The sequence below is a fragment of the Nocardia sp. NPDC049220 genome (genome assembly GCF_040647855.1).
In the GTDB taxonomy this organism is placed as follows: domain Bacteria; phylum Actinomycetota; class Actinomycetes; order Mycobacteriales; family Mycobacteriaceae; genus Nocardia.
Map to the genome: position 1 here is coordinate 519,246 of NZ_JBEZDA010000001.1, position 24,234 is coordinate 543,479.

26 protein-coding genes and 3 pseudogenes are annotated in these 24,234 nt (G+C 66.8%); 16 read left to right on the plus strand and 13 right to left on the minus strand.

Features of this window, described 5'->3' with window-relative positions:
- Positions 1-136 precede the first annotated feature (136 nt).
- Both AB0C34_RS02175 and AB0C34_RS02180 read right to left on the minus strand, forming a co-directional pair.
- A complete protein-coding gene (locus AB0C34_RS02175; protein ID WP_357068397.1) occupies positions 137-616 on the minus strand; it encodes a TetR/AcrR family transcriptional regulator in 480 nt (159 codons plus the stop codon).
- A pseudogene (locus AB0C34_RS02180) lies at positions 617-715 on the minus strand (TetR family transcriptional regulator); the annotation flags it as partial.
- On the opposite strand from AB0C34_RS02180, the pseudogene AB0C34_RS02185 reads away from it, so the two are divergent.
- Positions 707-844, plus strand: a pseudogene (locus AB0C34_RS02185) (SDR family oxidoreductase); the annotation flags it as partial. The pseudogenes AB0C34_RS02180 and AB0C34_RS02185 sit on opposite strands and share 9 nt — an antisense overlap.
- A 94-nt stretch (positions 845-938) precedes the next feature.
- Here the strand turns inward: AB0C34_RS02185 and AB0C34_RS02190 are convergent.
- Positions 939-1,457 carry a helix-turn-helix domain-containing protein gene (locus AB0C34_RS02190; protein WP_357066586.1) on the minus strand — a complete coding sequence of 173 codons (519 nt, stop codon included), beginning with the start codon at positions 1,455-1,457 and terminating at the stop codon, positions 939-941.
- Positions 1,458-1,553: 96 nt separating this feature from the next.
- Here AB0C34_RS02190 and AB0C34_RS02195 point away from each other — a divergent pair, with 96 nt between their 5' ends.
- The 6 genes from AB0C34_RS02195 to AB0C34_RS02220 all read left to right on the plus strand — a co-directional run bounded on the left by AB0C34_RS02195 (position 1,554) and on the right by AB0C34_RS02220 (position 8,750).
- Positions 1,554-2,495 carry an NAD(P)H-binding protein gene (locus AB0C34_RS02195; protein WP_357066588.1) on the plus strand — a complete coding sequence of 314 codons (942 nt, stop codon included), beginning with the start codon at positions 1,554-1,556 and terminating at the stop codon, positions 2,493-2,495.
- Positions 2,496-2,689: 194 nt separating this feature from the next.
- Positions 2,690-4,054 (plus strand): glutamine synthetase family protein, encoded by a 1,365-nt coding sequence (locus AB0C34_RS02200; RefSeq protein ID WP_357066590.1) that lies wholly within the window; start codon positions 2,690-2,692, stop codon positions 4,052-4,054.
- Positions 4,035-4,772 carry a gamma-glutamyl-gamma-aminobutyrate hydrolase family protein gene (locus AB0C34_RS02205; protein ID WP_357066592.1) on the plus strand — a complete coding sequence of 246 codons (738 nt, stop codon included), beginning with the start codon at positions 4,035-4,037 and terminating at the stop codon, positions 4,770-4,772. Before AB0C34_RS02200 ends, AB0C34_RS02205 begins: the two co-directional genes overlap by 20 nt.
- Positions 4,769-6,130 carry an aldehyde dehydrogenase family protein gene (locus tag AB0C34_RS02210; RefSeq protein WP_357066594.1) on the plus strand — a complete coding sequence of 454 codons (1,362 nt, stop codon included), beginning with the start codon at positions 4,769-4,771 and terminating at the stop codon, positions 6,128-6,130. Before AB0C34_RS02205 ends, AB0C34_RS02210 begins: the two co-directional genes overlap by 4 nt.
- A gap of 26 nt (positions 6,131-6,156) precedes the next feature.
- Positions 6,157-6,921, plus strand: coding sequence for a 3-oxoacyl-ACP reductase (locus AB0C34_RS02215; RefSeq protein WP_357066596.1), 765 nt, complete (start codon positions 6,157-6,159; stop codon positions 6,919-6,921).
- 557 nt (positions 6,922-7,478) lie between these two features.
- Positions 7,479-8,750 carry an MFS transporter gene (locus AB0C34_RS02220; RefSeq protein WP_357068398.1) on the plus strand — a complete coding sequence of 424 codons (1,272 nt, stop codon included), beginning with the start codon at positions 7,479-7,481 and terminating at the stop codon, positions 8,748-8,750.
- A gap of 58 nt (positions 8,751-8,808) precedes the next feature.
- On the opposite strand, the gene AB0C34_RS02225 is transcribed toward AB0C34_RS02220, so the two are convergent.
- Both AB0C34_RS02225 and AB0C34_RS02230 read right to left on the minus strand, forming a co-directional pair.
- Positions 8,809-9,183, minus strand: coding sequence for a hypothetical protein (locus tag AB0C34_RS02225; RefSeq protein ID WP_357066598.1), 375 nt, complete (start codon positions 9,181-9,183; stop codon positions 8,809-8,811).
- Positions 9,184-9,274: 91 nt separating this feature from the next.
- A complete protein-coding gene (locus AB0C34_RS02230) occupies positions 9,275-9,844 on the minus strand; it encodes a TetR/AcrR family transcriptional regulator (RefSeq protein WP_357066600.1) in 570 nt (189 codons plus the stop codon).
- 98 nt (positions 9,845-9,942) lie between these two features.
- Here AB0C34_RS02230 and AB0C34_RS02235 point away from each other — a divergent pair, with 98 nt between their 5' ends.
- Positions 9,943-10,380, plus strand: coding sequence for a hypothetical protein (locus AB0C34_RS02235; protein ID WP_357066602.1), 438 nt, complete (start codon positions 9,943-9,945; stop codon positions 10,378-10,380).
- A gap of 159 nt (positions 10,381-10,539) precedes the next feature.
- Here the strand turns inward: AB0C34_RS02235 and AB0C34_RS02240 are convergent, their stop codons facing one another.
- Positions 10,540-10,806 carry a hypothetical protein gene (locus AB0C34_RS02240; protein ID WP_357066604.1) on the minus strand — a complete coding sequence of 89 codons (267 nt, stop codon included), beginning with the start codon at positions 10,804-10,806 and terminating at the stop codon, positions 10,540-10,542.
- Between the two features lie 246 nt (positions 10,807-11,052).
- Positions 11,053-11,139, minus strand: a pseudogene (locus tag AB0C34_RS02245) (hypothetical protein); the annotation flags it as partial.
- Between the two features lie 234 nt (positions 11,140-11,373).
- Here AB0C34_RS02245 and AB0C34_RS02250 point away from each other — a divergent pair.
- Together AB0C34_RS02250 and AB0C34_RS02255 are read left to right on the plus strand one after the other, a co-directional pair.
- Positions 11,374-12,300: a hypothetical protein gene (locus AB0C34_RS02250; protein WP_357066606.1), complete on the plus strand. Its 927-nt coding sequence runs from the start codon at positions 11,374-11,376 to the stop codon at positions 12,298-12,300.
- Between the two features lie 600 nt (positions 12,301-12,900).
- Positions 12,901-13,758: a cyclopropane mycolic acid synthase family methyltransferase gene (locus AB0C34_RS02255; RefSeq protein WP_357066608.1), complete on the plus strand. Its 858-nt coding sequence runs from the start codon at positions 12,901-12,903 to the stop codon at positions 13,756-13,758.
- Between the two features lie 81 nt (positions 13,759-13,839).
- Here the strand turns inward: AB0C34_RS02255 and AB0C34_RS02260 are convergent, their stop codons facing one another.
- Positions 13,840-14,589, minus strand: a complete 750-nt coding sequence (locus AB0C34_RS02260; protein ID WP_357066610.1) for an SDR family oxidoreductase — start codon at positions 14,587-14,589, stop codon at positions 13,840-13,842.
- 64 nt (positions 14,590-14,653) lie between these two features.
- A complete protein-coding gene (locus AB0C34_RS02265; RefSeq protein WP_357066612.1) occupies positions 14,654-15,025 on the minus strand; it encodes a hypothetical protein in 372 nt (123 codons plus the stop codon).
- A 284-nt stretch (positions 15,026-15,309) separates the two neighbouring features.
- On the opposite strand from AB0C34_RS02265, the gene AB0C34_RS02270 reads away from it, so the two are divergent.
- The 4 genes from AB0C34_RS02270 (at position 15,310) to AB0C34_RS02285 (ending at position 18,885) form a co-directional block, all read left to right on the plus strand.
- Entirely contained in the window at positions 15,310-15,789 is a 480-nt protein-coding gene (locus AB0C34_RS02270) for a sigma-70 family RNA polymerase sigma factor (protein WP_357068400.1), read from the plus strand.
- A gap of 307 nt (positions 15,790-16,096) precedes the next feature.
- The gene (locus AB0C34_RS02275; RefSeq protein ID WP_357066614.1) at positions 16,097-17,377 is read left to right on the plus strand and encodes an N-acetylmuramoyl-L-alanine amidase; all 1,281 of its coding nucleotides are present in this window, start codon (positions 16,097-16,099) and stop codon (positions 17,375-17,377) included.
- Between the two features lie 90 nt (positions 17,378-17,467).
- Entirely contained in the window at positions 17,468-18,511 is a 1,044-nt protein-coding gene (locus AB0C34_RS02280) for a CobW family GTP-binding protein (protein ID WP_357066615.1), read from the plus strand.
- Between the two features lie 182 nt (positions 18,512-18,693).
- Positions 18,694-18,885, plus strand: coding sequence for a hypothetical protein (locus AB0C34_RS02285; protein WP_357066617.1), 192 nt, complete (start codon positions 18,694-18,696; stop codon positions 18,883-18,885).
- Between the two features lie 3 nt (positions 18,886-18,888).
- Here AB0C34_RS02285 and AB0C34_RS02290 read toward each other — a convergent pair whose 3' ends face one another.
- From AB0C34_RS02290 to glp, 4 genes are all read right to left on the minus strand, one after another.
- Complete coding sequence (locus AB0C34_RS02290) at positions 18,889-19,896, minus strand: AraC family transcriptional regulator ligand-binding domain-containing protein (protein ID WP_357066619.1); 1,008 nt, start codon at positions 19,894-19,896, stop codon at positions 18,889-18,891.
- A gap of 89 nt (positions 19,897-19,985) precedes the next feature.
- The gene (locus AB0C34_RS02295) at positions 19,986-20,420 is read right to left on the minus strand and encodes a molybdenum cofactor biosynthesis protein MoaE (RefSeq protein WP_357066621.1); all 435 of its coding nucleotides are present in this window, start codon (positions 20,418-20,420) and stop codon (positions 19,986-19,988) included.
- Complete coding sequence (moaCB, locus tag AB0C34_RS02300) at positions 20,407-21,483, minus strand: bifunctional molybdenum cofactor biosynthesis protein MoaC/MoaB (protein WP_357066622.1); 1,077 nt, start codon at positions 21,481-21,483, stop codon at positions 20,407-20,409. Before moaCB ends, AB0C34_RS02295 begins: the two co-directional genes overlap by 14 nt.
- Positions 21,480-22,727 carry a gephyrin-like molybdotransferase Glp gene (gene glp, locus AB0C34_RS02305; RefSeq protein ID WP_357066624.1) on the minus strand — a complete coding sequence of 416 codons (1,248 nt, stop codon included), beginning with the start codon at positions 22,725-22,727 and terminating at the stop codon, positions 21,480-21,482. The genes moaCB and glp overlap by 4 nt, the downstream gene beginning before the upstream one ends.
- A gap of 172 nt (positions 22,728-22,899) precedes the next feature.
- Between glp and moaA the strand changes: the two genes are divergently transcribed.
- Together moaA and AB0C34_RS02315 are read left to right on the plus strand one after the other, a co-directional pair.
- A complete protein-coding gene (gene moaA / locus AB0C34_RS02310) occupies positions 22,900-23,958 on the plus strand; it encodes a GTP 3',8-cyclase MoaA (RefSeq protein WP_357066626.1) in 1,059 nt (352 codons plus the stop codon).
- Positions 23,951-24,193 (plus strand): MoaD/ThiS family protein, encoded by a 243-nt coding sequence (locus AB0C34_RS02315; RefSeq protein WP_357066628.1) that lies wholly within the window; start codon positions 23,951-23,953, stop codon positions 24,191-24,193. Before moaA ends, AB0C34_RS02315 begins: the two co-directional genes overlap by 8 nt.
- Positions 24,194-24,234: the final 41 nt, after the last annotated feature.

A 24,234-nucleotide genomic window follows, 5' to 3' on the forward strand; every position in this document is an offset into this window, starting at 1 on the left:
GCCTCGGCAGGATCGACATCGACGTCGATCCAGAGGCGGGCGCTCGGTGACGGAGCGTGATTCGCAGACGACTCCGCCGGGCTGAGATCTACCAGTCGCTGCCGACATCCGCCGTCGGTCGAATGGGCTGAATCGACTATGGAGTGATTGTTTTGGTGTCGTTCGATTTCTTCGGATCGGGTTCGGCCAGCGCCGCGGTCAACATTCGCTCGATCCGTTGTGTCAATTCGGCCGGGTCCGCATCGACCAGTTCATCGACGCCGAGCACAGTTCGCATGAGGTATATCCCGGCAATCAGCGCGTGGGCGAGCATTGCTCGTTCGTCGGTCGCCGGGCCCTCGAGCAGGTCCGACAGCGCTCGTGCCGGGTGCCGCCTGATCCCGGCCGCTAGGATCTCCGCCGCTCGTGGATCGGTTGTCGAGCGCAGTACCAGCAAAAACGGGTCGAGTTCGGTGGCGCCGGGCGCGGTGCGTTCGACCAGTCCGGCCGCTATTCGTCGGGTCAGATGGTCCGGATGTTCGGGTATCACGGTGCGCGGTGTCATCGATACGTCCGCCGCTTCGGCGAAGAGTCGCTCCTTGGAGCCGAAGTATCGGTTCACCAGTTTCGCGGTCACGCCGGCGCCGTGGGCGATGTCGCGTACCCCGACGCCGTCGTATCCGTGGCGCGCGAATGCGGCGATAGCCGACTCCAGGACGAGGACTGGGTTCCCAATGACATCAACCGCTTCGGGCGGCCCGAGGAGGTCGCGGCGGCGGTCGCCTACCTGGCCGGCGATCAGGCCGGCTACATCTCCGGAGCGACGATTCGTGTCGACGGCGGACTCATCCGCAGCGCGTTCTGACGAACGCCCGTCGCGTGCGACAGGACGGATCCAGGGGTGCGCCGTCACCCCCCGGTGGGTCCTCGGTTCGCGAGCCGACCCACATCGCGGCAGTTCAGTGGGTATCCCGTCGGCGCCGACGGCGGGACGCTCGCAGTTCGGGATCCAGCCGTGTCTGGATGAAGGTGTCGGCTTCGGGCCCGGCCAGGAACGCGGAGTTCATCTCCGACAGCCGGCGGCCACTGTGGCGATCCACGAAGACCGGGTCGATCTCTCTTCCGGAATCCTGGTCGACGAGGGTGACTTGACTGTTGCGCACTGCCGTGTGTTTCGCGCCCCAGGTGTACAAGGCGACGATGACCGAGGCGAGGTCTCGACCGCTTGCGGTGGGCCGGTATTCGTAGCGGGGTGGACTCGCGCTGTATCGCGCGCGCTCGACCAGGCCGGCCTCGACCAAGGTGCGTAGTCGGCTGGTGAGCATGGTCGGAGCGATGCCGAGGTTGCGTTCCAGCTCGTCGAACCGGGTATAGCCGTCGAGCACGTCTCGCATGATCAGCAGCGTCCACCACTCGCCGACGTGCTCGAGGGCTCCCGCGATCGGGCAGCCCATTCCTTGAAAGCTCTTACGTCGCATCGGTATCCCTTCTCCGCCCGCCGTACGGGCCAGTAGCTTGCATCATAGTAGTCGCTCGGTTAGCGTCTGGTCGCGTTACCCCAGGAAGGACTTGCCATGACGTCATCGAACGATTCCCGACCGACCACCCTGGTCATCGGCGCGACCGGGCGGCACGGCCGCACCGGCGCCAAGGTCGTCGAGCAGCTCATCGCCCATGAGCACCAGGTCCGCGTACTGGCCCGCTCCACCGGCGAGCACACGGATCTACTGGTCCGGCAGGGAGCGCAGGTGCTGGTGGGCGATCTGCTGGATCGGCGGACGCTCGGCGACGTGGTCGACGGCATTGATGCCGTGTACTTCACCTACCCGATCGCCGCCGGCGCGCTGCCCGCGGCGGCGAACCTGGCCTCGGTGCTGCGCGCCGCGCAACTCGCGCCGCGCTTCGTCGTGATGTCGATGGGCCCGTCGATGGCGGACAGTCCGAGCGCGCTGGGCCGAGCGCAGTGGATGGCCGAGGAAGTGCTGTCCTGGGCCGGCTTGGTGCCGGTGGTGCTGCGGGTGGCGGCGCTGTTCTATGAGAACATCCAGCTACTTCACGGTTCGTCCATCCGCGCTACCGGCACGTTCGCCAACAATTTCGGTTCCGGTCGAGCACCGTGGATCAGCGGGCAGGACGCGGCCGACCTTGCGGTGGCGGCCCTGGTCGACCCGGACCGGTATCCGGCAGGCACGATCAGCTATCCAGGCGGCGTGGAACTCCGCTCGCACCAGGAGATCGCGGACATGATCGCGGCGGAGATCGGCAGTCCCGTTGCGTACACCTATATCTCACGGGCCGAATGGCAGGCCGAATTGGAAGCGAGGAGCGACACCAGCGTGATCAATCCCGCTATGGCCCAACATATCTCAGCTGTCGCCGAACGCTTCGCCGCCTCCGGGGAAGCAGCGCCCACGCGACAGCCGGACCCGCGAGCCGTGGCGGATGCCATCGGGCACGCGCCATTGTCGTTCGCCGAGTTCATTCGCGCGAACCGGAACGACTTCGCCCGGCGATGAGCATCGAGTAGTCCGCGCCGCCGTGGGTGTCGGGGCTCGCTGTCCGACCGGGGGCCGTCGGGCGAGGTCGCGGAGTGCCTTCCGGAACGCTTTCCTCCCGCGGTGCGGCGCTGATTCCGGATTTGTGTGTCCCGTCCCACAACATCTCCGGTTTGCTCTAGCGTGGGCACGGTTGGTGCCGAGAGGGGTCGTGGATGCGAAGCGGAATGCTGAGTATGGCGCAATTGCGGGACCGGGTCGACGAGCGGGAAATCGACACGGTCCTCGTCGCGATGACCGACATGCAGGGGCGATTGCAGGGGAAGCGCTGCTCGGCACGGTATTTTCTGGACGGGGTGATCGAGCACGCGACCGAGGCGTGCGGTTATCTGCTCGCGGTGGATGTGGACATGGCGACGGTCGACGGATACACGATGTCGTCGTGGGAAACCGGATACGGGGATTTCGTGCTGCGGCCCGATCTGCACACGCTGCGATCGGTGCCGTGGTGGCCGGGTACGGCGCTGGTGCTGTGTGACGTCGAGCAGGTGGTGCCGGAAGGGCGCCCGGTCGCCGTCTCGCCGCGGCAGGTGTTGCGCAGGCAACTGGATCTGCTGGCTGAACGAGGCCTGCGCGCGTTCGTCGCCACCGAGCTCGAATTCCTGGTCTTCGACGACAGCTACGAGGCGGCCGGGGACGCCGGATATCGCGGGCTGACCCCCGCCAACCAGTACAACGTCGACTATTCGCTGCTCGGGACCGCGCGGGTCGAGCCGCTGCTGCGGCGTATCCGTCAGGAGATGGACGGCGCCGGAATGTATGTCGAATCGGTCAAGGGTGAATGCGCTCCGGGCCAGCATGAGATCGCGTTCCGTTACGACGACGCGTTGGTGACCTGCGATAACCACAGTATCTACAAGTCCGGCGCGAAGGAGATCGCGGCGCAGGAGGGTCGCAGTCTCACGTTCATGGCGAAATATAATGAACGAGAAGGCAATTCGTGCCATATCCATCTGAGTCTGCGGGATGATTCGGATAAGTCGGTGTTCGCGGGCGACGGCGCCGACGGTTCGTCGGCGCTGATGCGGCACTTCGTCGCTGGCCAGCTGGACTGTCTGCGCGAATTCACCTACTTGTTCGCCCCGAATATCAACTCCTACAAACGATTCGTGCCGGGCAGTTTCGCGCCGACGGCTGTCTCGTGGGGACGGGACAATCGGACCTGCGCGATCCGGGTAGTCGGTGCGGATCAATCGTTGCGGATGGAGAACCGAGTGCCCGGCGGGGACGTGAACCCGTATCTGGCCGTCGCCGCGCTGATCGCGGCCGGATTGCACGGCATCGACCGCGGACTTCCGCTGGAACCGGAATTCCGCGGGAATGCCTACCGCTCGCAGCGGCCGCATGTGCCGCGTACCTTGCGCGAGGCCGCTCAACTGTTCGGGGACAGCACGGTGGCTCGTGCGGCGTTCGGTGATGATGTAGTGGAGCACTACCGCAATGCGGCTCGGGTGGAGTTGGACGCCTATGACGCCGCGATCACCGACTGGGAGCGTATCCGTGGTTTCGAAAGGCTCTGAGGTCGAACGTCCGGTAATCGGCCTGCCGACCTATGTGGAACAGACACGCTTCAATGCCTGGGATGTGCCCAGCGCGGTGTTGCCCCATGCCTACGTCGCCATGGTGACGGAGGCAGGCGGTATCCCGGTGTTGCTGCCGCCCGCCGGGGTGCCCACGCCAGAGCTGGTGCGGCTGCTCGACGGGTTGGTGCTGACCGGTGGCGCCGATATCGATCCGCTTCGCTACGGCGGGTCCGCCGTCGAATCGCCCGATACCAGATCGGATCGCGACGAATCGGAATTCGGTCTGTTCGAGCTGGGGCGCGCGGCAGGATTACCGATCCTCGCGGTGTGCCGCGGGCTCCAATTGGTGAACGTGGCCTTCGGCGGCACCTTGATCCCGCACCTGCCCGATGTCGTCGGCCACGAGGAGCATTCCGGCAGCGCCGGTGGGTTCTCCGCTACTCGGGTGCTGACGAGCGCGGGCAGCCGTGTCGCGGAACTGGCCGGTCCGGAGATAAAGGTCAGTTGCCACCACCACCAGGCGATCAATCGGCTCGCCGACGGTCTGCTCGTCACCGCGCGCGCCGCCGACGGGACGATCGAGGCGGTGGAGGCAAAGGACGGTTCGTTCCTGGTCGGCGTGCAATGGCATCCGGAGGTCGATAGCACCGACCGCCGATTGATCCGGGCCCTGGTCGAAGCAGCGGCGACGTATCGAAGGGAACGAAGCGCATGACGACTGCGCAGGTGATCAACCCGGCGACCGAGCAGGTCGTGACGTCCGTCGAGCTCGCCGACGAGGCGGACACCGGCGCCGCCATCGCCGTGGCCCAGGAAGCCTCGACCGCGTGGCGTGCGGTCGCGCCGGGTGATCGTGCCCGACTGCTGCGGCGGTTCGCCGAGGCGGTCGACGCGGATTCGGAACGGCTCGCGCAGCTCGAGGTCGCCAATGCCGGGCACACGATCGGCAACGCGCGCTGGGAGGCGGGCAATGTCCGAGACGTGTTGCACTTCGCGGCCGGTATGCCGGAACGGTTGCTGGGCCAGCAGATTCCGGTCGCGGGCGGCGTCGATATCACCTTTCACGAGCCGCTCGGCGTGGTCGGTGTGATCGTTCCGTGGAACTTCCCGATGCCGATAGCGGCCTGGGGGTTCGCACCCGCGCTCGCGGCGGGGAATACGGTGGTGCTCAAGCCCGCCGAACTCACGCCGCTGACCGCGATCCGGCTGGCGGAACTCGCGCTGGAAGCGGGGCTGCCCGAGGGCGTGTTCCAGGTGCTGCCCGGCAAGGGATCGGTGGTGGGCAACCGTTTCGTCACCCATCCCGCGGTCCGCAAGGTGGTGTTCACCGGCTCCACCGAGGTGGGTACGCAGATCATGGCGGGCTGTGCCAGGCAGGTGAAGCGGGTGACGCTCGAGCTCGGCGGCAAGAGCGCGAACATCGTGTTCGCCGATGCCGACTTGGCACGCGCGGCCGCCGCCGCGCCCTACGGCGTGTTCGACAACGCGGGGCAGGACTGCTGCGCGCGTTCCCGGATCCTCGTGCAGCGCAGTGTGTTCGACCGATTTCTCGAGCTGTTGGAGCCGGCGGTGCGGGGACTGCGAGTCGGCGATCCGGCCGACGAGTCCACCGAGATGGGACCGCTGATCTCGGCCGCGCACCGGGAACGCGTCGCCGGATTCGTGCAGTCGTCGACCACGGTGGCGTTCACCGGGAACACACCCGAGGGGCCTGGATTCTGGTATCCACCGACGGTGGTGCTGCCCGGCGCGTCCACCGAGCGGGTACTCACCGAGGAGGTGTTCGGCCCGGTCGTGGCGGTGCTGCCGTTCGACGACGAAGATGACGCGGTCCGGATCGCCAACGACACCGACTACGGCCTGTCCGGTTCGATCTGGACCGGTGATGTCGGCCGGGCGCTACGCGTCTCGCGCGGTGTCGAGGCGGGCAATCTCTCGGTGAATTCGCATTCGTCCGTGCGATATTGGACGCCGTTCGGCGGGTTCAAGCAGTCCGGCCTCGGCCGCGAGCTCGGGCCGGACGCCGCGCTGGCGTTCACCGAGACCAAGAACGTCTTTCTCGCCACCGAGTGACCCCACCGCATCCGACAGGAGATACGTTGCAGCGCTTACAGGATCGAGTCGCCGTCGTCACGGGCGGCGGGAGCGGTATCGGTCTGGCCACAGTCCGTCGTTTCGCCGCGGAGGGCGCGAAGGTCGTCGTCGCGGATATCGATGCCGCCGCGGGTTCGGCCGCCGCCGCCGAGGTCGGCGGGCGTTACGTCCAGGTAGACGTCACCGAAGAGGCGCAGGTCGAGGCGCTGTTCCAGACCGCGGTCGGCGCCTACGGCGGGCTGGATATCGCGTTCAACAACGCGGGCATCTCGCCGCCGGAGGATGATTCGATCCTGACCACCGATATCGACGCCTGGCGTCGCGTGCAGGAGGTCAACCTGACCTCGGTGTACCTGTGCAGCAAGTACGCCATCGCGCAGATGCTCGAGCGTGGCAAGGGCTCGGTGATCAATACGGCCTCGTTCGTCGCGGTCATGGGCGCGGCGACCTCGCAGATCTCCTACACCGCTTCGAAGGGTGGAGTGCTGGCGATGAGCCGGGAACTGGGTGTGCAGTTCGCCCGTGACGGAATTCGGGTCAATGCCCTGTGCCCGGGTCCGGTGAACACTCCGCTGTTGCGGGAGTTGTTCGCGAAGGACCCCGAGCGGGCGGCGCGCCGTTTGGTGCACGTGCCACTCGGGCGCTTCGCCGAACCGGAGGAGATCGCCGCCGCGGTCGCCTTTCTCGCCAGTGACGATTCCTCCTTCATCACCGCATCGCAGTTCCTGGTGGACGGTGGCATCGCGGGCGCGTACGTGACGCCGCTGTAGTGCCGAAAACCGCCGGTTCCCGCGCGGACCGGCGTTCTCGGCGCGGCCGGTAGGCGTGAATTCTCCCTTTGTCGGCGCCGGCTCGCCGGTGACTACCGGGTGTGAATCCTCCGGTTGGGTCGTGTTCGACAAGTTGCCCGCCGGGTTGCCTGCTGGAGGAATGGCGACCGGCGAACTGGTCGCCAGGAAACGCTGATGACGCGGCATGAATGGCCATGTCGACTCGGGGCTCGACGCTGTCGCCGGGGGTGCGTGGGCATAGACGCATTTAGATTTCGACATATGTGACTGGCATCACATTCGTGAAGTCGTCGCAGATCAGAGCATCTGCTTTCCGGCGTTTGGCGGTCTACGTTTGTTTGCCGGTGGCGAAACAGGGTATCGGTAGGTTTCGTGCCGAACCTTTTGGTTGTCAGGCGCCGGAGGTGGAACGAATCGAGGTCCGTGGACGGGCTGGAGAGGACGTACACGTGACCGACCGGACCAGTGCGCAAGACCAGGCCGGTGCGCAGACCGCGGAGGGTTTCGCGCTGCGGCGTTCCGTAGCGGCCTCCGCCATGGGTAACGCCACCGAATGGTTCGACTACGGCGTCTACGCCGCCACCGCGACGTACCTCACCGACGCCTTCTTCCCCGGCGAACTGGGCACGCTCGGCACCATGCTCGGCTTCGCGGTCTCGTTCGTGCTTCGTCCGCTCGGCGGCATGGTGTGGGGACCGCTGGGTGACCGGATCGGCCGAAAAGCCGTGTTGGCCACCACGATTCTGCTCATGGCCGCTGCCACCGGCGCCATCGGCGTGCTCCCGTCACACGCGACCATAGGTGTGTTCGCGCCGATTCTGCTCATTGCCTTGCGCGTGGTGCAAGGTTTCTCCACCGGTGGTGAATATGGCGGCGCCGCGACATATCTGGCCGAGTGCGCGTCCGATCGCAAGCGTGGCTTTCTCGGCAGTTTCCTGGAATTCGGCACGCTCGGCGGGTTCGTCGGCGGCTCCGCGACGGTGCTGGCCTGCCAGCTCGCGTTCGGCTCGGACGCCATGCACGACTGGGGCTGGCGCATCCCATTCCTGCTCGCCGTTCCGCTCGGCCTGATCGGCTGGTACCTGCGGACCAAACTCGATGAGAGCCCGGTGTTCAGCGAAGTCGCCGAGCACAAGCGTCCGCCCGGTGGTCTGCGCGAGGTGGTGACCACCTACCGGCGCGAGACGCTCACGCTGGGCGGGTTGGTCGTCGCACTCAACGTGGTGAACTACACGCTGCTCACCTACCAGCCCACCTACCTGCAGAACACGATCGGCATGGGCGAGTCGGCCACGACCGCGATGATGTTGGTCGGGCAGTTGGTGATGATGGTGGTACTGCCGTTCTTCGGGCGGCTGTCCGACAGCGTCGGGCGTCGTCCGATGTGGCTGTTCTCGCTGGTGGGTCTCGCCGTGCTCGCGCTGCCGATGTACTGGCTGATGGGTCAGGGGACCGGGTGGGCCATCGTCGGTTTCATCGTGCTCGGCCTGCTCTACGTGCCACAACTGTCGACGATCAGCTCCACGTTCCCCGCCATCTTCCCGACGCATGTTCGATACGCGGGCTTTGCCCTGGCCTACAACGTGTCCACCGCGGCGTTCGGCGGCACCGCCCCACTGATCAACGAGGCTGTGATCGAAACGACCGGCTGGTCGCTGTTCCCGGCTGCCTATATGGTCGGCGCCTCGCTGATCGGCCTGGTTGCCTGGTTCTTCCTGCGTGAGACCGCCGGAACGTCCTTGCGTGGCACCGAGGTTCCCGAGGCGGTCCAGCGCACGGCGGGTCTTCCGGCGCAGCTGACCGATTGATTCGGCGGCATGGGACGGGGTGTCGACCGGGATGGCGGAAGCATGCGGTCGGGCTTCGTCACACGGCCTCGGCGGACTCGTCGTCCTCCTCCGGCCAGTCGTCCTCGATGACCAAGTTGTCGTCCCGCAGTGCGGCCGCGTACTGCTCGGCGACCAGGTCGGTCGGGTACGTGGGCCAGAAGGAGACCGCGCCGGTGGGCTTGTCGATGACACAGACCGAACCGCCGACGACCACCATCGGGACGTTCGGGTCGGTGGATCGGGACCGAGGAAAGACCGCGACGACGACGAAGCAGGTGTCGAATTCGGTGATTCGGTGGGTGATTCCGCGCGCGGCGTCGTCGTCGTTCGAGAGGTAGCGGCGAGCGATTCGGTGCGCCTCGCTCTGGTCCACCGGCGTAGCCGCCTCGGTCGGGTAGGCGTGGATATCCATGTGTCGACGGCAGCCACGTCATGATGGCCGCCTGCTCCTTCCAAGTCCTCTACATAACACTGTGGCGGCCCGCCGTAGGCGGGTTTCCGGTCTAGTCGAACCGGATGGTGGACAGCATCCGGCGCGCAATGGCGTCCGGGTCGGGATCGGTGGCCAACGCGGAACTGTCCAGTGCCCCTTCGCGCCACAGCGAGGCGAAGCCGTGCACCAGCGACCAAGCGGCGAGTTGGGTCGCCTGCTGATGCTCTCCGGTCCGCCCCTGCTGCATCGCGGAGACTCCGGAGCGTAGCGCAGCTCCCGAACGTGCGCGTGCCGCTTGCAAATTCGGGTCGCCGGCGTGCAACAGGCTGTGTCGGTACATCACATCGAAATGCCCGGGGTGCTCGCGGGCGAATCGAAGGTAGGCGACCGCGACTTCCAGGAAGTCGCCGGCGGCCCGGTCGAGCTGTTCGGTCAGTAGGTCGAAGCCTTCGGTGGCCAGCGCGGTGAGCAGTCCCGCTCGGTCACCGAAGTGATGGGTGGGCGCCGCGTGCGAGACGCCCGCGTGTCGCGCCAGGTCGCGTAAGGAGACGGCGTCGACACCCTGGGTCGCGATCTGTTCGGCGGCCGTGGCCAGGATCGTTGCCCGCAGATCGCCGTGGTGGTAGCCGGTCTTTGCCATCAGTCGATAGTGGCGGATTATCTAGTCATTGACAAGTTCTCGGGAACGTCCCTAATTTTTCCACTGTCAAGATTTGAGTTGAACGCACAGGAGACCCGATGGCACCGCTGATTGTTCTCGCCGTCGTCACAGGATCGGCTCGGCTGATCGGGTGGCTCACCGATATCTGTTGGCTCGGTTCGTGGCCGCACGCGGTCGCACTGGGGCTGGCCGCGATGTTCGTGCTGACGGCGAGCGCGCACTTCGCGCGGCCACGCCGCGACGCACTGATCGCGATGGTGCCGCCGCGCCTGCCGAGCGCGCGTGCGCTGGTGACGCTGACCGGCGTGCTGGAACTGGCGGGCGGGGTCGGTCTGCTGATTCCGGCGACCGCCGACCTCGCCGCGCTCTGCCTGATCGCGCTGTTGATGGTGATGTTCCCCGCGAACATCCGCGCGGCACGGGCCGACCTGGGAATCAAGACCATGCCGCTGTCGCTGCGCACGCTCGTTCACATCGTCTTCCTGTCGGCTTGCGCGGTGGTCCTTGTCGGTTGAGCGCGCATGACCGTATCGCTACGGGATCGTCGAGTGGTCACGCCGGGCCGCCTCTACCGTGTGCCGTTGCGGATGGCGTCACCTGCTGACATTCGCGCCATCACGCCCCCCGATCGTCTCGTGTGGCGCGATTCTTACCGGCTCCCCGTGTGCCCGTCCTTACGGGCGAACGCGGCCGATCGTCTTACCCTTGACTCGCTCGGTCGGATCCAACGCCGCAAGCGCATCATCGAGGGTCGCGACGTTGCCGATGACCGTCCGCAGGCGTCCGTCCCGCGCCCGCTGGACCACCTCATTCAGTTGGGCGCGATCGGACACGACAACGAAGTCGATCGCCAGGCCGTCCGCGGGACGTCCCTCCGGCGGGCCGGCGATCGGACGCTCGGCCAGCGCCATCCCGGCCGTTCCCGCCGCCTGATCCGTCACCACAATCGCCCTTCATTCGGCACCTCCCGGTATCCGGACTTTGCCTGCGCTGCAACGGTCCAGCCACAACTAGATGGCCCGTCCCTAGTGGGGGTGAGTGCGCTCAGGTCCAGGATGTTCCGTGACCTGTCCGTGACATTAGGGTGGGCGGCCCGGCCGTAGGCGGGTAGCGTCCGGACTGCGACAGCCCGGGCGGCAAGGGCGCCGCCGGGCTGTTGTCCAGCTTGTCACACACCCGGGCCTGGCTCAGCCTGCGGCGGCCTCAGCGCACAGGTAGCTGTAGACGGTCTCGCGGCTGATACCGAACTGCTTGGCCAGCACCGACTTCCGCTCACCCGCCGCGGCGCGCTAGCGCGGCGGTGGCGTTGTGCACGTTGCCGTGGTTGTGTCCGTTCCGGACAAGGTCGCCCCGACCCCACGCTGGCACTCGCTGGTGGTGCGCTCGCCCTGGCAATCGGCTAGGCCGCCGCTACCGTTGTCCCTCCGATGGCTGTGAGGGTGCCGAGGACTCGCGCGTCATGCTCGGACGTGCGACTATCTGCTTGGAGAGTAGTGAGGTGAGCGCAGATGACCTCTCCTTTCGACGTCAGCAGAGTATTGACACGGGTCGCTGAACGGCTCGGTTCGACCGTGGTCAACGAGATTGCCCCACTGTTGGCGAAACAGATCGGCTATCGTCCGGCACGTGAACTTGCCGAGGCCGCCGAGGCGTATCGGCGTGTTGATTTCGCGGGGGCGGTGCCGATCGAACAGCCATTCCCCTTCCTTCGTGGTGTCAGTGGTGATTCGGAATTCACCGGAGTGGATCATAAGACGGGAAGATATACTCGATTTCGACTCGATGATGTTGTCAGCTGGCCATTGTTGGATCACTCCGGAAATGCGATCGGAGTTTCTTTTCAGGCTAGGCCGATCGATGTCATTCTGGCCAGGAAGGCTGCGGGTGCGACGATTCGGAAGCTCGATGAGACCGTCTACACGGTACTTCCCAAAGAGGGTGGCGCGTTCGCGCAACCGAAGAAATCACTATGGTCGGGGCGGGAAGCGAAGCCGATTCACATAGATTTGCACAGCGACAGAGGAAAAGCAGAGATACCTGTGGACTTTGGTTCCAGGGGGGAGCCGGATGTCCGGTTCATAGATGTCGACGACGGCGAAGAGTTCGGCCAAATCCTCGCGGGAACCCGTCATTTTTGGCGTGCGCTGGAGCACAATCCGAACGGTCCAATGGTGCTCTGGGGATGTGCTGCTGATCCTGTGGCGAGTGGACTCGCACGCTATTTTCATCATGAGGTCGGGCTGCTACGTGATGTCTATGCCGCGTCGCGGGAGGTCCATGTCGGTATCGTCGGCGACGAGGATCTCAACGCCGGTGATCCTGGTGTCGCCGGCAAGGAGCCGGTGTCGATGTTGGGTGTACGCCGAGCGGATCCAGGGGACGGCAGGCCCAACTGGCGGTCATATCTGGCTCCATTCAGCCCTTGGAGCACGTGAAGAGTGTTGGAACCGATACGCATGGAGCCGATCTCGGACGTGGTTCTTTATACGTGAGAATCCCGGCCGACCGGCGATGCCGTGAAGGATCGTGACTTTTCTCGCCGATGTTCCCGGACCCCCGATATCGGCCGGGGTGGGCGGGCAGAACCGGAACAACTCATCGCGCCTGATCCGGAAACTCCCGCAGCTGTGCGAGCGTGCCCGAGGGCACACGGTCCGCGCCACTCCGCAGCTGGCGAACCGCAGCGGACCGGGAATTTCGCGTTTCCCGGTCTCACGATTGCCTCCGGTAGCAGGGCGAGTGCCGTTGCTCGGGCGGCGGGCACGTTCCGGTTCAGGATCGAATCGCGCTGCACCGGTGACGAAGTCACCGGACCATCGGTTCGGAACGGGGGCGCGCGTACCCGAGGTGGGGACCTCGACATTCGTGTGGAAGGAGTACCTGCCTCCACGGGAGCTGGACAGCGGCGAAGTTCCGAACTGCCGGTCGCCGCGAGAGGTGTCGCGCAACGGTTCGGTATCGGTCGACGCGGACCGTGAACTAAACCGCCCTGCTCGCTCGAACCAGCGTACGACCCCGATGAACAGGAGAACGTGATGAACGACCTCCGGCCGTTCTATCGGCAGGTGCAGGCGCACTATGACGTTTCCGACGACTTTTACGCGCTGTTCCTCGATCCGTCGATGACCTACAGCTGTGCCTATTTCGAGCGCCCGAACATGACACTCGAACAGGCGCAGCGCGCCAAGATCGATCTGGCGCTCGGCAAACTCGACCTGCGGCCCGGCCTGACGTTGCTCGATATCGGATGCGGTTGGGGCGCAACGATGTTGCGTGCCGCCACGGAATACGGGGCGAAGGTGGTCGGGCTCACGCTCAGTCGAAACCAGTACGAATACGTGCAGGCCAGGATCGACCGGGAGCGCATCGCGGGCGCAGAGGTCCGTTTACAGGGCTGGGAGGAGTTCGACGACGCCGTCGACCGGATCGTCAGCATCGGCGCCTTCGAACACTTCCGACGTGAGCGCTACGAGGCGTTCTTCGAGCGATGTCACCGGATCCTGGCGCCGGATGACCGGATGCTCCTGCACACCATCGTCGGCCACACACTCAGCGACCTACGACGCATGAATATCCCCGTCACCCGGGACGACGCGCTGTTCCACATTTTCATCAAGCGCGAGATCTTTCCCGGCGGACAGCTGCCACAACCGGCGGAGGTGACTCGGCTCGCCGGACGCGCCGGGTTCGGCACGGAGAAGATCCAGGAGTTGCAACCGCACTACGCGCGCACGCTCGACCACTGGGCCGAGGCGCTGCGGGAGCATCGTGCCGAGGCGATCGCCATCACCTCCGAAGAGGTGTACGAGCGCTACATGAAGTACCTGACCGGCTGCGCGGCGCACTTCCGCAGCGGTCATATCGATGTCATGCAGTTCACGCTGGTGAAGTGAGTTCCCGCCCGACCCCGCGGCGTACATTCCGCGCCGATGACGGCAGTTGAGGCGGACTCCGGTGCCGACCGGGGTGCGTGGTCAGCTCATCCGCAGTATCGCCGCGTCGGGCAGGTAGGGCAGCACCAGATCGATCAGACGCCATGGCCATGCCGGCACGCAGGCGCGCCGCCGTTCCTTCTCGATGGCGGCGACCATCGCTGCGACTCCCTTGTCCAAGGACACGACCATTCGTGTGTCGCCTGCCCGCGCTGCCATGTCGGTGGCGATGAATCCAGGCAGCAGCGTGGTGACCGCGATCGGTGAACCGGCCAGTTCGGTGGCCAGCGCCTCGCCGAGCGCGGCAAGGCCGGCCTTGCTCGCCGAGTAGGCCGCTTTCTTGCCGGGCAGTCCGCGTACCGCGCTCATCGAGGAGATCAGGACCAGATGTCCGGAGTGTTGTGCGCGGAAGATCTCCAGCGCGGCTTCGGCCTGCGCCAGTGCGCTGACCAAGTTCGTCGTCATGGTGGCGAGGTTCGCCCCGGGCCTGCCGCCGCCGATCACCGCGCCCTTGCCGATTCCCGCGTTGACGATCACTCGGTCCAATCCGCCCAGTTCGTCGCGGAGTTCACCGAATGCGCGGGGTACCGCCGCGTGGTCGTCGACATCGAGTGCGCGAACTGCCACGACGATGCCGGGATGGGCGGCCATCAGTTCCGCGCGCAGCGCCGTGAGCGCGTCCAGCCGACGGGCGCACAACGCGAGGTGGCGGCCTTTGCGGGCGAAGTCGCGCGCCATGGCGGCACCGAGCCCGGCGCTGGCGCCGGTGATCAGAATCCTCGTCCTTGTCATGTCGCCGACCCTACTTCTGTTGAACGTGAGTCAACACTGGACCGGATCGGTCCAGCAACTCGACTCAGCCGCCGAACGACCCGGTACTAGGCGGCGGGGGAAGTAGCCGCCACGGACCGCAGTTCTCGGTCTTGAACGCGACATCGGTCGGTTTGATCTCCACCCGCACCGGGCCGAGCCGGGTGAAGTTGTTCGCGATGATGTTCCGCATATCGGTGTTGTCGCCCTCGACCTTCCACAATCTGCGCCAGTCGCAGCCGTAGGCCGGATCGGCAGTGCCAGGCGCCTCCCAGAGGCCGGCGACGATGTCGATCCCGACCAGGTAGAGGCCGTCACCCGGCATGGTTGTGGTGGGTTCGGCCGCGGCCGTCCAGTGTCCGAATACCGTCAGCGCGGAGGCGGTAGCCCCTACGACCAGGAGCTTGCTTGCCCGCATGGCGATGTCTCTCCTCGACTGTGTCAGGCCGCCACGTGGCGGAAGATCAGAAACCCGCGGATCCTCGCGGCCAGATCTACCAGAACCCCTCTGGTCGTTGTGTCCGAATCGAGATTTCGATGTGCACGTATAACTAAATAGCTAGGACTGTTGTCATCGGATCCATTCGGGGCGATACCCCTTGTATGAGAGATGCTCGGTCTGCCGTCGGCGTCGGGCAGGCGCGCTCGGTTCCGTGTGGCCTGCGTTGCGCTCGGTTGTGTACGGATGACGGCTTGGCGGCCGTGCTGACCACCGAGCGGGCGCTGTTGCACTGGCGGGCCCTGCGGTCCCTGGGGGACTCCGGGCTTGCCGAGCAGGCGGTGCAGGAAACCCTGCTGCGCGCGTGGCGCTCATGCGTGCAGTTCGACGAATCCAAGGGGGCGGTCCGGACCTGGCTGCTGGCGATTCAGCGCAACGTCGTCATCGACATGGCGCGGGCACGGGCCGCGCGGCCGGGGGATGCTGGCTGGGACGAATTCGGCGAGTTGGCTGATTCGCGGTATGCCCACCCCGACTTCACTGATGGCCTGGTAGACGGCCTGTTGGTGGCGCAGTTGCTCGACCGGCTGCCCGTCGCCCAGCGCGAGGCCGTGACCGAGGTGATCCTGCGGGACCGTGCCTACCAGGAGGTCGCCGCCGACTTCGGAGTGCCAGTGGGGACGGTGAAGACCCGGGTGCACTACGCCCTCCGGTCCCTTCGTCGCCTCCCGATCGGCGCCTGAACAATCTGAACGCCCCTCCCACGGCCGTTCCGGCCGCCCCTCCCCGTCGACTTGTCAACGTAGTCACATGGCGGCGACCCCAGCATCGCTCAACCACCATCTGACTACCGTCGACGACTGTCGACGGTTACGAACGGTATCTGCGGGGTCGGGAGGCGCAGTGGGTGGTGGGCGCTGAGGGGGCTTACTGGGTATCAGTTCGATAACGTGACTTGCTTGCTGGTGCAGACGTTGCCAGAGTAAACCACTGGGTTTGGTGTTACTAGTGGGAAGGGAGGGGCGCCCCGTCCCGGGGCGCCGACCGCACATGAAGCCAAGCATCATCAAGGCCGGTATCTGCACCGCCGTCACGGCCGCGGTAACAATGACGCTCTCCGGACTGCTCCCGAGTACCGCGGGTGCCGCGCCGACGTTGCCCGACTTCGCGGGCAGGCTCGTCGGCAAGACCGTGTTTCTCGATCCCGGTCACCAGGGGCCCAACCACTCGGAGGACCTGACCAGACAGGTCAGCGATGGTCGCGGTGGCACGAAGGAGTGCCAGACCACCGGTATGACCACGGTGAACGGCGTCCCCGAGCACACCATCAACTGGAATGTCGCGCAGTTGGTCAAGGTCTCGCTGGAGACGTTGGGCGCGAACGTGCTGCTCAGCCGCCAGGACGACACCGGCTGGGGTGGCTGCATCGATGAGCGGGCGCGCGCAGCGAATCAGTCCGGCGCCGCTATCGCTGTGAGCATTCACGCCGACAGCGCACCTGCCGCGTATCGCGGCTTCCACACGATCATCCCGGCGCTGCCGATCCCGGACGCGACCGTCCATCAAGTTCAGTCCGGACCAGGACTCGCCGTCACCAAGGCGGTGCGCGACGCCTATCTGCAGGCGGGCTTCCCCTCGGCGAACTATGCGGGCGTGGTGGACGGGCTACAGACCCGCGCCGACATCGCCGGGCCCGCCCTGACCGCTGTACCCCAGGTCTTCCTCGAGATGGGCAATGGCGCGAATCCCGAGGACGCGGCTCTGCTGGAGAGCGGCGAGGGGCAGCTGCGGCACGCCATCGCGATCACGACCGGCTTGGTCGGCTATTTGCTGGGTGTGCCGCATTTGGGTGCCCGATCGGATCAGCCGGCATTCGCCCCGAATTCTTTGCAGACCGGTGTGCCGCAGGCTCAGGTGGTGCCCGGTACTCCGCAGGGCACGGTGCCCGGGGTGCCGCAGGCTCAGGTGGTACCGGGTACTCCGCAGGGCACGGTGCCCGGGGTGCCGCAGGCTCGGGTAGCGCCGGGCACTCCGCAGGGCACGGCGCCGGGTACGCCGCAGGCGCAGACTGTGCCGGGCACTCCGCAGTCGCAGAGCACACCGGGTTCCACTCAGTCGCCGAGCACGCCCGGTGCGCAGTTGGTGCCGGGCGTTCCAGGAACCCAGCAGTCGCCCAGCGGGCAGGCGAGCGCCGGCGATTTCGTCGCGGCGATCATTCAGCAATTGGCGCCGCTTGCCAGGTCGCTGGGCATCGACGACTCCATTCTGACCTCGGAGCTGATCACTATGGCCAATGCCCTGGCGGGTGCGCTTCTCAGTGCTTTGAATTAGTTCGCGTACCGAACCCATCGGCCGCCATCCTCATCAGTGCGAGGGTGGCGGCCGGCTTTTCCTGCGACGGCGCGCAGTAGGGTCAGTGGAATGGCTGACCGGATTCCTGTTGTGCTCGTCGCGGGGTTTCTCGGTTCCGGGAAGACAACGGTGCTCAACCACTTGCTGCGGGACAACCGGGATACCCGGATCGGGGTGGTGGTCAACGACTTCGGGGCGATCAACATCGACTCGATGCTCGTCGCCGGACAGGTCGACGCGATGGTCTCGCTGGGTAATGGCTGCGTGTGCTGCGCGGTCGACGTCACCGAACTCGACGAACTGTTCACTCGGCTGGCGCAGCCACGCGCGAAGATCGACGTGATCGTGGTCGAGGCCAGCGGCCTGGCCGAGCCGCGCAATCTCATCCGGATGGTGGTCGGCAGCACCAACCCGCGCATCCGTTATGGCGGGTTGGTGGAAGTAGTGGACGCCGAACAGTTCCCGGACAGCAGCGTCCGCCATTCCGAGCTGATCACGCATCTGCGACTGGCCGATCTGGTCGTGGTGAACAAGGCCGACCGGGTGTCCGCCGAACAACTGGCCGGACTGCGCGAGGGAATCGCGGCACTCGTCGGCCTGGCCCCGGTATATGCGACCACACACGGCCGCATCGATCCCGGACTGCTGTTCGACGAACCGCTGCGCGAGAAACCGCGCGTCGCGGAGCAATTGAGCTTCGACGAACTGCTCGCCGACCATGACCATGCCGTCGACCGCGACCACGCCGAGCACCGCCATCTACACGACGACTACAGCAGCGTCTCGTTCCGCACCGAACGAGACCTGGACCCGCGCAAGCTGATCGGTTTCCTGGAAGACCCACCGCCGGGACTGTTCCGGGCCAAGGGATTCGCCGCATTCGGCGTCGCGGACGAGCGACGGAAATTCGGCTTGCACCTGGTCGGCCGCCATATCGTCTTCGAACCGGGAAACTGGGCGCGCGGTGGATCCCGCGGCACCCAGCTGGTGTTGATCGGGGCGGGACTGCATACCGATACCGTCCTCGAGCGTCTGCACGACACCGTGCACATCGCCCCCGATCCGCTCGATCCGCGGACCATGCTCGGCGTCTGGCGCTACACGCCGCACTGAGCGCGCCAGGTTTGGCGCGTTTGGTCGTGAACTGGCGCGTTCGGTGCTGGCGGCGCGGCGGAGGGCTCACGAGACTGTTGTCGTATGCGCCGTGTCGGCCGGTGTCGCAGGGGCTGTCGCGCGCGGCGCCACTGCGCAGCCGATGACCGACCGCATCGTCCTGCGAACTGAGGGGAGTTTCCGTGCCGGACACCTGGGAGATGGCCACCGCGTACGTGATCGAGATGCTGGAGGCCAAGGGCACCGCAACACGCGATGACTTCGACGTTCCCGCTATCGTCGCCGAATCGCATGCCGTCGCCAACGGTTGGAACTTCCGTGCGATCGAGGGTGGCACGTTCTGGAAGATCGCCGCGCGCTTCCTCGAGCAGTGACCGCTAGTCGAACCGATCGCTGCGAAGGGCGTGCGTTGCCACCGACCACCGGCGCGCTGCCCGCCGCATCGAGGCGACGTCCGCGTAGCCGAGAATTTCGGCCTGGCGTGCCCGGCTGAGCGGCCCGGCGGCGGACGCCGCGGTCAGACGCACGCCGCGTGCGCGCTCCAGTTCCCTGCGCCAGGTCGTTCCGGCCTCCATCAGGCGGCGCTGCAATGTGCGCGGGCTGGTGGCCAGTCTGCGCGCGACCCGGTCGAGCGAGGCGTTGCCTTCCGCCAGGGCCGCGGCCAGCGCCGCCGCGACGCGTTCCGGCCACGCGGTGACCAGTGGCGGCGGTGGCGGAAGGGCGTCGGCCAGCGGCTGCAAGATCCCGGCGAGCACCGGGTCGCTGGTGGTCAGCGGCAGATCCATATCCGAGGCACGGAACGTCATGGCGTCGACCGGTGCGTCGAACGCGAGTGCGGTGGTACCGAATACCGTGCGGAAGGTGTCGGTTCTGGCGGGCGCCGGCTGGCGTAGCGCGACGCGCAGCGGATGTAGTGGTGCGCGCAGTACGCGGCGCGCTCTGCTGAGCACGGCGCACAGACCCCACAGCTGGGTGAGGTCGCGACCGCGGCCCTCGCCATCGATCATCTCGAGCGAGAGCGTGACTTCCTCGTCGTTGTCCACCACCAGATCGAACCGGTGGTTGGTGGTGACCGCCGTGACGTAGGGGCCGCAGGTCGCCAAACCGGCGCCCAGCGTCGGCGCGGTGGAGAACAGGTAGTCGTAGAGGCCGAGGCTGGGCAATTCGTAACGACTCGCTACGTACAGCGCGATGTCTGGGTCGCCGAGTTCGTACTCGCCGACCTCCCACAGCCGGGAGAAAGTATGACTCGGCAGGTGCACGTCGTGGCCCGCCATGGTCCATTCGGGCAGCCTGGTCTCCCGGATCAAGCGGTCGCGATCGAGACCGGCTGCGGTCAATTGCGAGATGACGAATCGGTGCAGCCGAACTTGATCGGTTCCCATCGCGTCCTCCTGCCGCACGTGCGACGAACCCTGCGCAGACACGCTATACAAGCCGTGGTGATTCGTCGTGCGGTCTGGGGACGAAAATGTCACCCGCAGGCGTTCACCCATTTCGACAAGCCGTCGGCGAGCAATTGGCGCTTCCAGATCGGCACCTCGTGTTTGATCCGATCCACCAATTCCCCGCACACAGTGAATGCCTCGGCACGGTGGGCGGCCGCGACCGCGACGACAATCGCGAGGTCGCCGATGGTCAGGGCGCCGACGCGGTGCACCGCGGCTACGGGCAGGCCGTGGGTGGTGGCCAGTTCCGCGCACACCGTGTGTAAGAACCGCTCCGCCTGCGGGTGCGCGGAGTATTCCAGGGCCGAAACCGCCTGCCCGCCATCGTGGTCGCGGACTTTACCGGTGAATACCACGACCGCGCCGTAGTGCGGTCCGGTCACTGCCGCCTCGACTTCGGCGGGGTCGAGTGCCTGGTCGCTGATCCGTGTGAGTCGGACGGTCGCCTCAGGTGTTGTCATGATTGCCGCGTCCGGCTACTTGCGCGAGAAGATGATCCAACAGCGGTTCCAGCACCGTGATGCCGTCCTTCACCCCACCGGGCGATCCAGGAAGGTTCACGATCACCGAGCGGCCGACCAGCCCGGCCACGCCACGGCTCAGCGCGGCCAGCGGAAACTTAGCGGTGCCGCGTTGCCGGATCGCCTCGGCCACGCCCGGCAATTCGCGGTCGAGCACCGCGAGGGTGGCCTCCGGGGTGGCGTCGGTGGGGGAGGGTCCGGTCCCGCCGGTGGTGATCATCAGCGCGGGCGCGAAGCGAAGCGCGTCGGACAGGCCGACGTCGATATCGGCGTCCGCGTAGACCAGCGGGCCGCGCACCGAAAAGCCCAGCCCGGTGAGCCATTCCACCAGAATTGGGCCGGTGATGTCGACCCGGGTGCCCGCCGCGGCGCCGGTGGACGCGACCAAGATCGCGGCGGTGCGGACGTCCTCGTCGCGTCCGCGGCCAGCGCGTCCGATGGCTTCAGGCGGGGTATCCGTGACGAAGTGCGCTGCGGCGGAGGGCTTTTCGTCCTCGAGCCGCCCAGATGCGATCGCGTCGCCTTCTTCCGCGACGGGGCGTTCCCAACGCCCGTGCTTGCCACCCTCCTTGGTGAGCAGCCGTACCGCGGTGACGGTCGCCGCCGGGTCGACCGCTTTGACCATGTCGTGCAGGGTGAGCCCGGCGACCGCGACCGCGGTCAGCGCTTCCATCTCGACGCCGGTGGGACCCTTGGTCTTCGCGGTCGCCTCGATCGTGATCGCGGTCTCGGTGAAACCGAACTCGACCTCGACCGACGAGAGCGCCAATTGATGGCACAGCGGAATCAGTTCCGAGGTCTTCTTCGCGCCCGCGATGCCCGCGATGCGCGCCGTGGACAGCACGTCCGCCTTCGGCAGATCGTCGGCCCGAACCAGCGCGACCACCTCGGCAGTGGTCCGCAACTCACCCGCCGCGACGGCGATCCGGGTGGTCTCGGCCTTCGCGCTGACGTCGACCATGCGGGCGCGACCTTCCCGGTCGACGTGGGACAGCTCACTCATAGCGACCAGACTCGCACAATGGCTCCCGCGGGTAGCGCGGAGACCTCGGCCGGTACATCGACCAGCGCGTCGGCCCATGCCATGCTCGCCACCAGATGCGAGCCGGGCCCGGACACCAACTCGACCGCCGTGGGATGACGAGTCGACGCGGTCGGTTCGCCGGATTGCGCGCGGATCAACTTGCCCCGCAGGAACTGCCGCTTGCCCGCGGGCGAGCGTGGCACGGCGGTGCGCAGCGGAAGCTCATAGCTGTCGACCTCGGGCAGGCCGACGAGGCGGCGCAGGATGGGGCGCGCGAGCACCTCGAACGACACCATCGTGCTCACCGGGTTGCCCGGGAAGCTGAGCACCGGAACGCCGTCGACCACGGTCGACCCCTGTGGTCCGCCCGGCTGCATCGCGACCGAGCCGAACTCGCCGCCGAGCGGCTCGAGGACCTCCTTGACCACCTCGAAGTCTCCTTTGGACACGCCGCCGGAGGTGAACACGACATCGGCGGCGCTGGTCGCGGCGGACAGCAGCGTGCGAAACCGGGCCGGATCGTCGGTGCTGTGCGCCACCGAGACGACGGTGACGCCGTTCGCGGCGAGCGCCGCGGCCAGCGCGATGCCGTTGGAGTTGTAGATCTGCCCGCGGCGAAGGGCGCTGCCCGCGGCGACCAGTTCATCACCGGTGGTGATGACCGCGGCGCGCACCGCGGCGAACACCGGCACCCTCGCCAGGCCGACCGCAGCGAGCGCCGCGATGTGTCGGGGTGCCAGCGTGGTACATGCGGCGACGAGCAACTCACCGCGCCGCACGTCGGTGCCGGGTTCCCGCACGAACTCGCCCGCATGGCGGCCGCGTCCGATAGTGACCTTGTCGCCATGGGCGTCCGCGTCCTCCACCGGAATCACACAATCCGCGCCGGGTGGGAGCGGTGCGCCGGTCATCACCTTCACCGCTGCGCCGCGCGGCAGCGGCGTCCGGCCTGGAGCGCCTGCCGCGACCACGCCTGTCAGCGGCAGCGTCACCGGCGCGACCACAACCGACTCCGCGCGCACGGCGTAGCCGTCCATCGCCGAGTTGCGGAACACCGGAAGGTCGATCGGCGACCGAGTGTCCTCGGCCAGTTGCCGGCCCGACGCCTCTGGCACTGCGACGTACTCGACCACGCGCGCGGCCAACGGCCGCAACAGCTGTTCGATGCTGTCGCGGTAGTCGTCGACAGACCGGGCCGAGACGCTGGCAGGCCGAGGGGGCATACGAATCAGCCTATCGCCGATGTCAGCCGCTTTCCGCCCCCGCTGGCCGGTGCGGACCCGCGGGCTCGGTATGTCGCGCGCTGCTGGCGTGCTCACGCTCACTCCGTCACTCGGGTGGGCGTTTCGGTCCTCGGCACGCGGCCGATTTGCGGAAGGCGGTCATAATGGACGTGTGACTCTGGTCGAGATCGGGATTCCCGCCGTGCGCTCGAGGCGTCCCTCGCTCGACGGCCGTCCCGATACCCCCTACTTGCTGGATCGTTTCGGGCGCGTCGCCCGAGATTTGCGCGTCTCCATCACGGAGAAGTGCTCGCTGCGCTGTACCTACTGCATGCCCGAGGAAGGGCTGCCGGAGATTCCCCGCGACGAGCTGCTCACCTCGGACGAGATCGTGCGACTGGTCGCCCTCGCGGTGCGCGAACTCGGGGTGCGCGAGGTCCGCTTCACCGGGGGTGAACCGCTGATGCGCCGTGATCTGGAGCAGATCATCGCGGGCTGTCATGAACGAGTGCCCGAGATCCCCCTGGCCATGACGACGAACGGGGTCGGGCTGGAGCACCGCGCTCACGCACTCGCCGCCGCCGGGCTGCACCGGGTGAATGTGTCGCTGGACACCGTCGACCGGGCCGGGTTCGCGAAGCTGACCAGACGGGACCGGCTCGATTCCACCTTGGCGGGCATCCGCGCTGCACGCGCCGCCGGCCTTGCCCCGATCAAGGTGAACGCGGTGTTGATGCGCGAAACCCTCTCCGGTGCACCGGATCTGCTGCGATGGTGCCTGGACGAGGAGTGCGAACTCCGTTTCATCGAGGAAATGCCGCTCGACGCCGACCACGAGTGGGCCCGCACCAACATGGTCACCGCCGCCGAGTTGCTCGACGTGCTCGGCGCTCACTTCGACCTCGCCGCGGCCGGTCGCGGCGACCCGTCGGCCCCGGCAGAGAAGTGGTTGGTCGACGGCGGCCCCGCGGCGGTCGGCATCATCGCGACGGTCACCCGCAAGTTCTGCGACACCTGCGACCGCACGCGCCTCACCGCGGACGGGATGCTGCGCTCCTGCCTATTCAGCGACGAGGAGTTCGACCTGCGCCAGGCACTGCGGTCCGGCGCCGACGACGACGACCTAGCGACCATCTGGCGTGGCGCGATGTGGAACAAATGGGCGGGCCACGGTATCGACGCCGAGGACTTCGTTCCACCGGAGCGAACGATGGGAGCCATCGGTGGTTGAGATCCGCTACTTCGCCGCGATCGCCGACGCCGTGGGCAAGGACCGCGAGAACCTCGCGTTCCCGACGGGCGCCACGGTGGCCGACCTCCGCGCCGCGCTGTCCGCCACTTATGGACCCGACCTGGACAAGATGCTGTCGGTCTGTGCCTACCTGATCGGCGATGAACTCACCCGCGACCCGGGTGTCGCGCTGAGCGCCCAGGTCGACGTGCTTCCGCCTTTCGCCGGCGGATAGCCCGCGCGGATCCGGGCGACGAGGTCGCGGCCGTCGCCGTG

What these genes read in the sequence shown, in the direction of transcription:
- AB0C34_RS02190 (WP_357066586.1), bottom strand. Translation starts at nt 1,457, where the DNA reads ATGCGACGTAAGAGCTTTCAAGGAATGGGCTGCCCGATCGCGGGAGCC.
- AB0C34_RS02195 (WP_357066588.1), top strand. Translation starts at nt 1,554, where the DNA reads ATGACGTCATCGAACGATTCCCGACCGACCACCCTGGTCATCGGCGCG.
- AB0C34_RS02200 (WP_357066590.1), top strand. Translation starts at nt 2,690, where the DNA reads ATGCGAAGCGGAATGCTGAGTATGGCGCAATTGCGGGACCGGGTCGAC.
- AB0C34_RS02210 (WP_357066594.1), top strand. Translation starts at nt 4,769, where the DNA reads ATGACGACTGCGCAGGTGATCAACCCGGCGACCGAGCAGGTCGTGACG.
- AB0C34_RS02220 (WP_357068398.1), top strand. Translation starts at nt 7,479, where the DNA reads ATGGGTAACGCCACCGAATGGTTCGACTACGGCGTCTACGCCGCCACC.
- AB0C34_RS02225 (WP_357066598.1), bottom strand. Translation starts at nt 9,183, where the DNA reads ATGGATATCCACGCCTACCCGACCGAGGCGGCTACGCCGGTGGACCAG.
- AB0C34_RS02230 (WP_357066600.1), bottom strand. Translation starts at nt 9,844, where the DNA reads ATGGCAAAGACCGGCTACCACCACGGCGATCTGCGGGCAACGATCCTG.
- AB0C34_RS02235 (WP_357066602.1), top strand. Translation starts at nt 9,943, where the DNA reads ATGGCACCGCTGATTGTTCTCGCCGTCGTCACAGGATCGGCTCGGCTG.
- AB0C34_RS02250 (WP_357066606.1), top strand. Translation starts at nt 11,374, where the DNA reads ATGACCTCTCCTTTCGACGTCAGCAGAGTATTGACACGGGTCGCTGAA.
- AB0C34_RS02255 (WP_357066608.1), top strand. Translation starts at nt 12,901, where the DNA reads ATGAACGACCTCCGGCCGTTCTATCGGCAGGTGCAGGCGCACTATGAC.
- AB0C34_RS02260 (WP_357066610.1), bottom strand. Translation starts at nt 14,589, where the DNA reads ATGACAAGGACGAGGATTCTGATCACCGGCGCCAGCGCCGGGCTCGGT.
- AB0C34_RS02265 (WP_357066612.1), bottom strand. Translation starts at nt 15,025, where the DNA reads ATGCGGGCAAGCAAGCTCCTGGTCGTAGGGGCTACCGCCTCCGCGCTG.
- AB0C34_RS02275 (WP_357066614.1), top strand. Translation starts at nt 16,097, where the DNA reads ATGAAGCCAAGCATCATCAAGGCCGGTATCTGCACCGCCGTCACGGCC.
- AB0C34_RS02280 (WP_357066615.1), top strand. Translation starts at nt 17,468, where the DNA reads ATGGCTGACCGGATTCCTGTTGTGCTCGTCGCGGGGTTTCTCGGTTCC.
- AB0C34_RS02290 (WP_357066619.1), bottom strand. Translation starts at nt 19,896, where the DNA reads ATGGGAACCGATCAAGTTCGGCTGCACCGATTCGTCATCTCGCAATTG.
- AB0C34_RS02295 (WP_357066621.1), bottom strand. Translation starts at nt 20,420, where the DNA reads ATGACAACACCTGAGGCGACCGTCCGACTCACACGGATCAGCGACCAG.
- moaCB (WP_357066622.1), bottom strand. Translation starts at nt 21,483, where the DNA reads ATGAGTGAGCTGTCCCACGTCGACCGGGAAGGTCGCGCCCGCATGGTC.
- glp (WP_357066624.1), bottom strand. Translation starts at nt 22,727, where the DNA reads ATGCCCCCTCGGCCTGCCAGCGTCTCGGCCCGGTCTGTCGACGACTAC.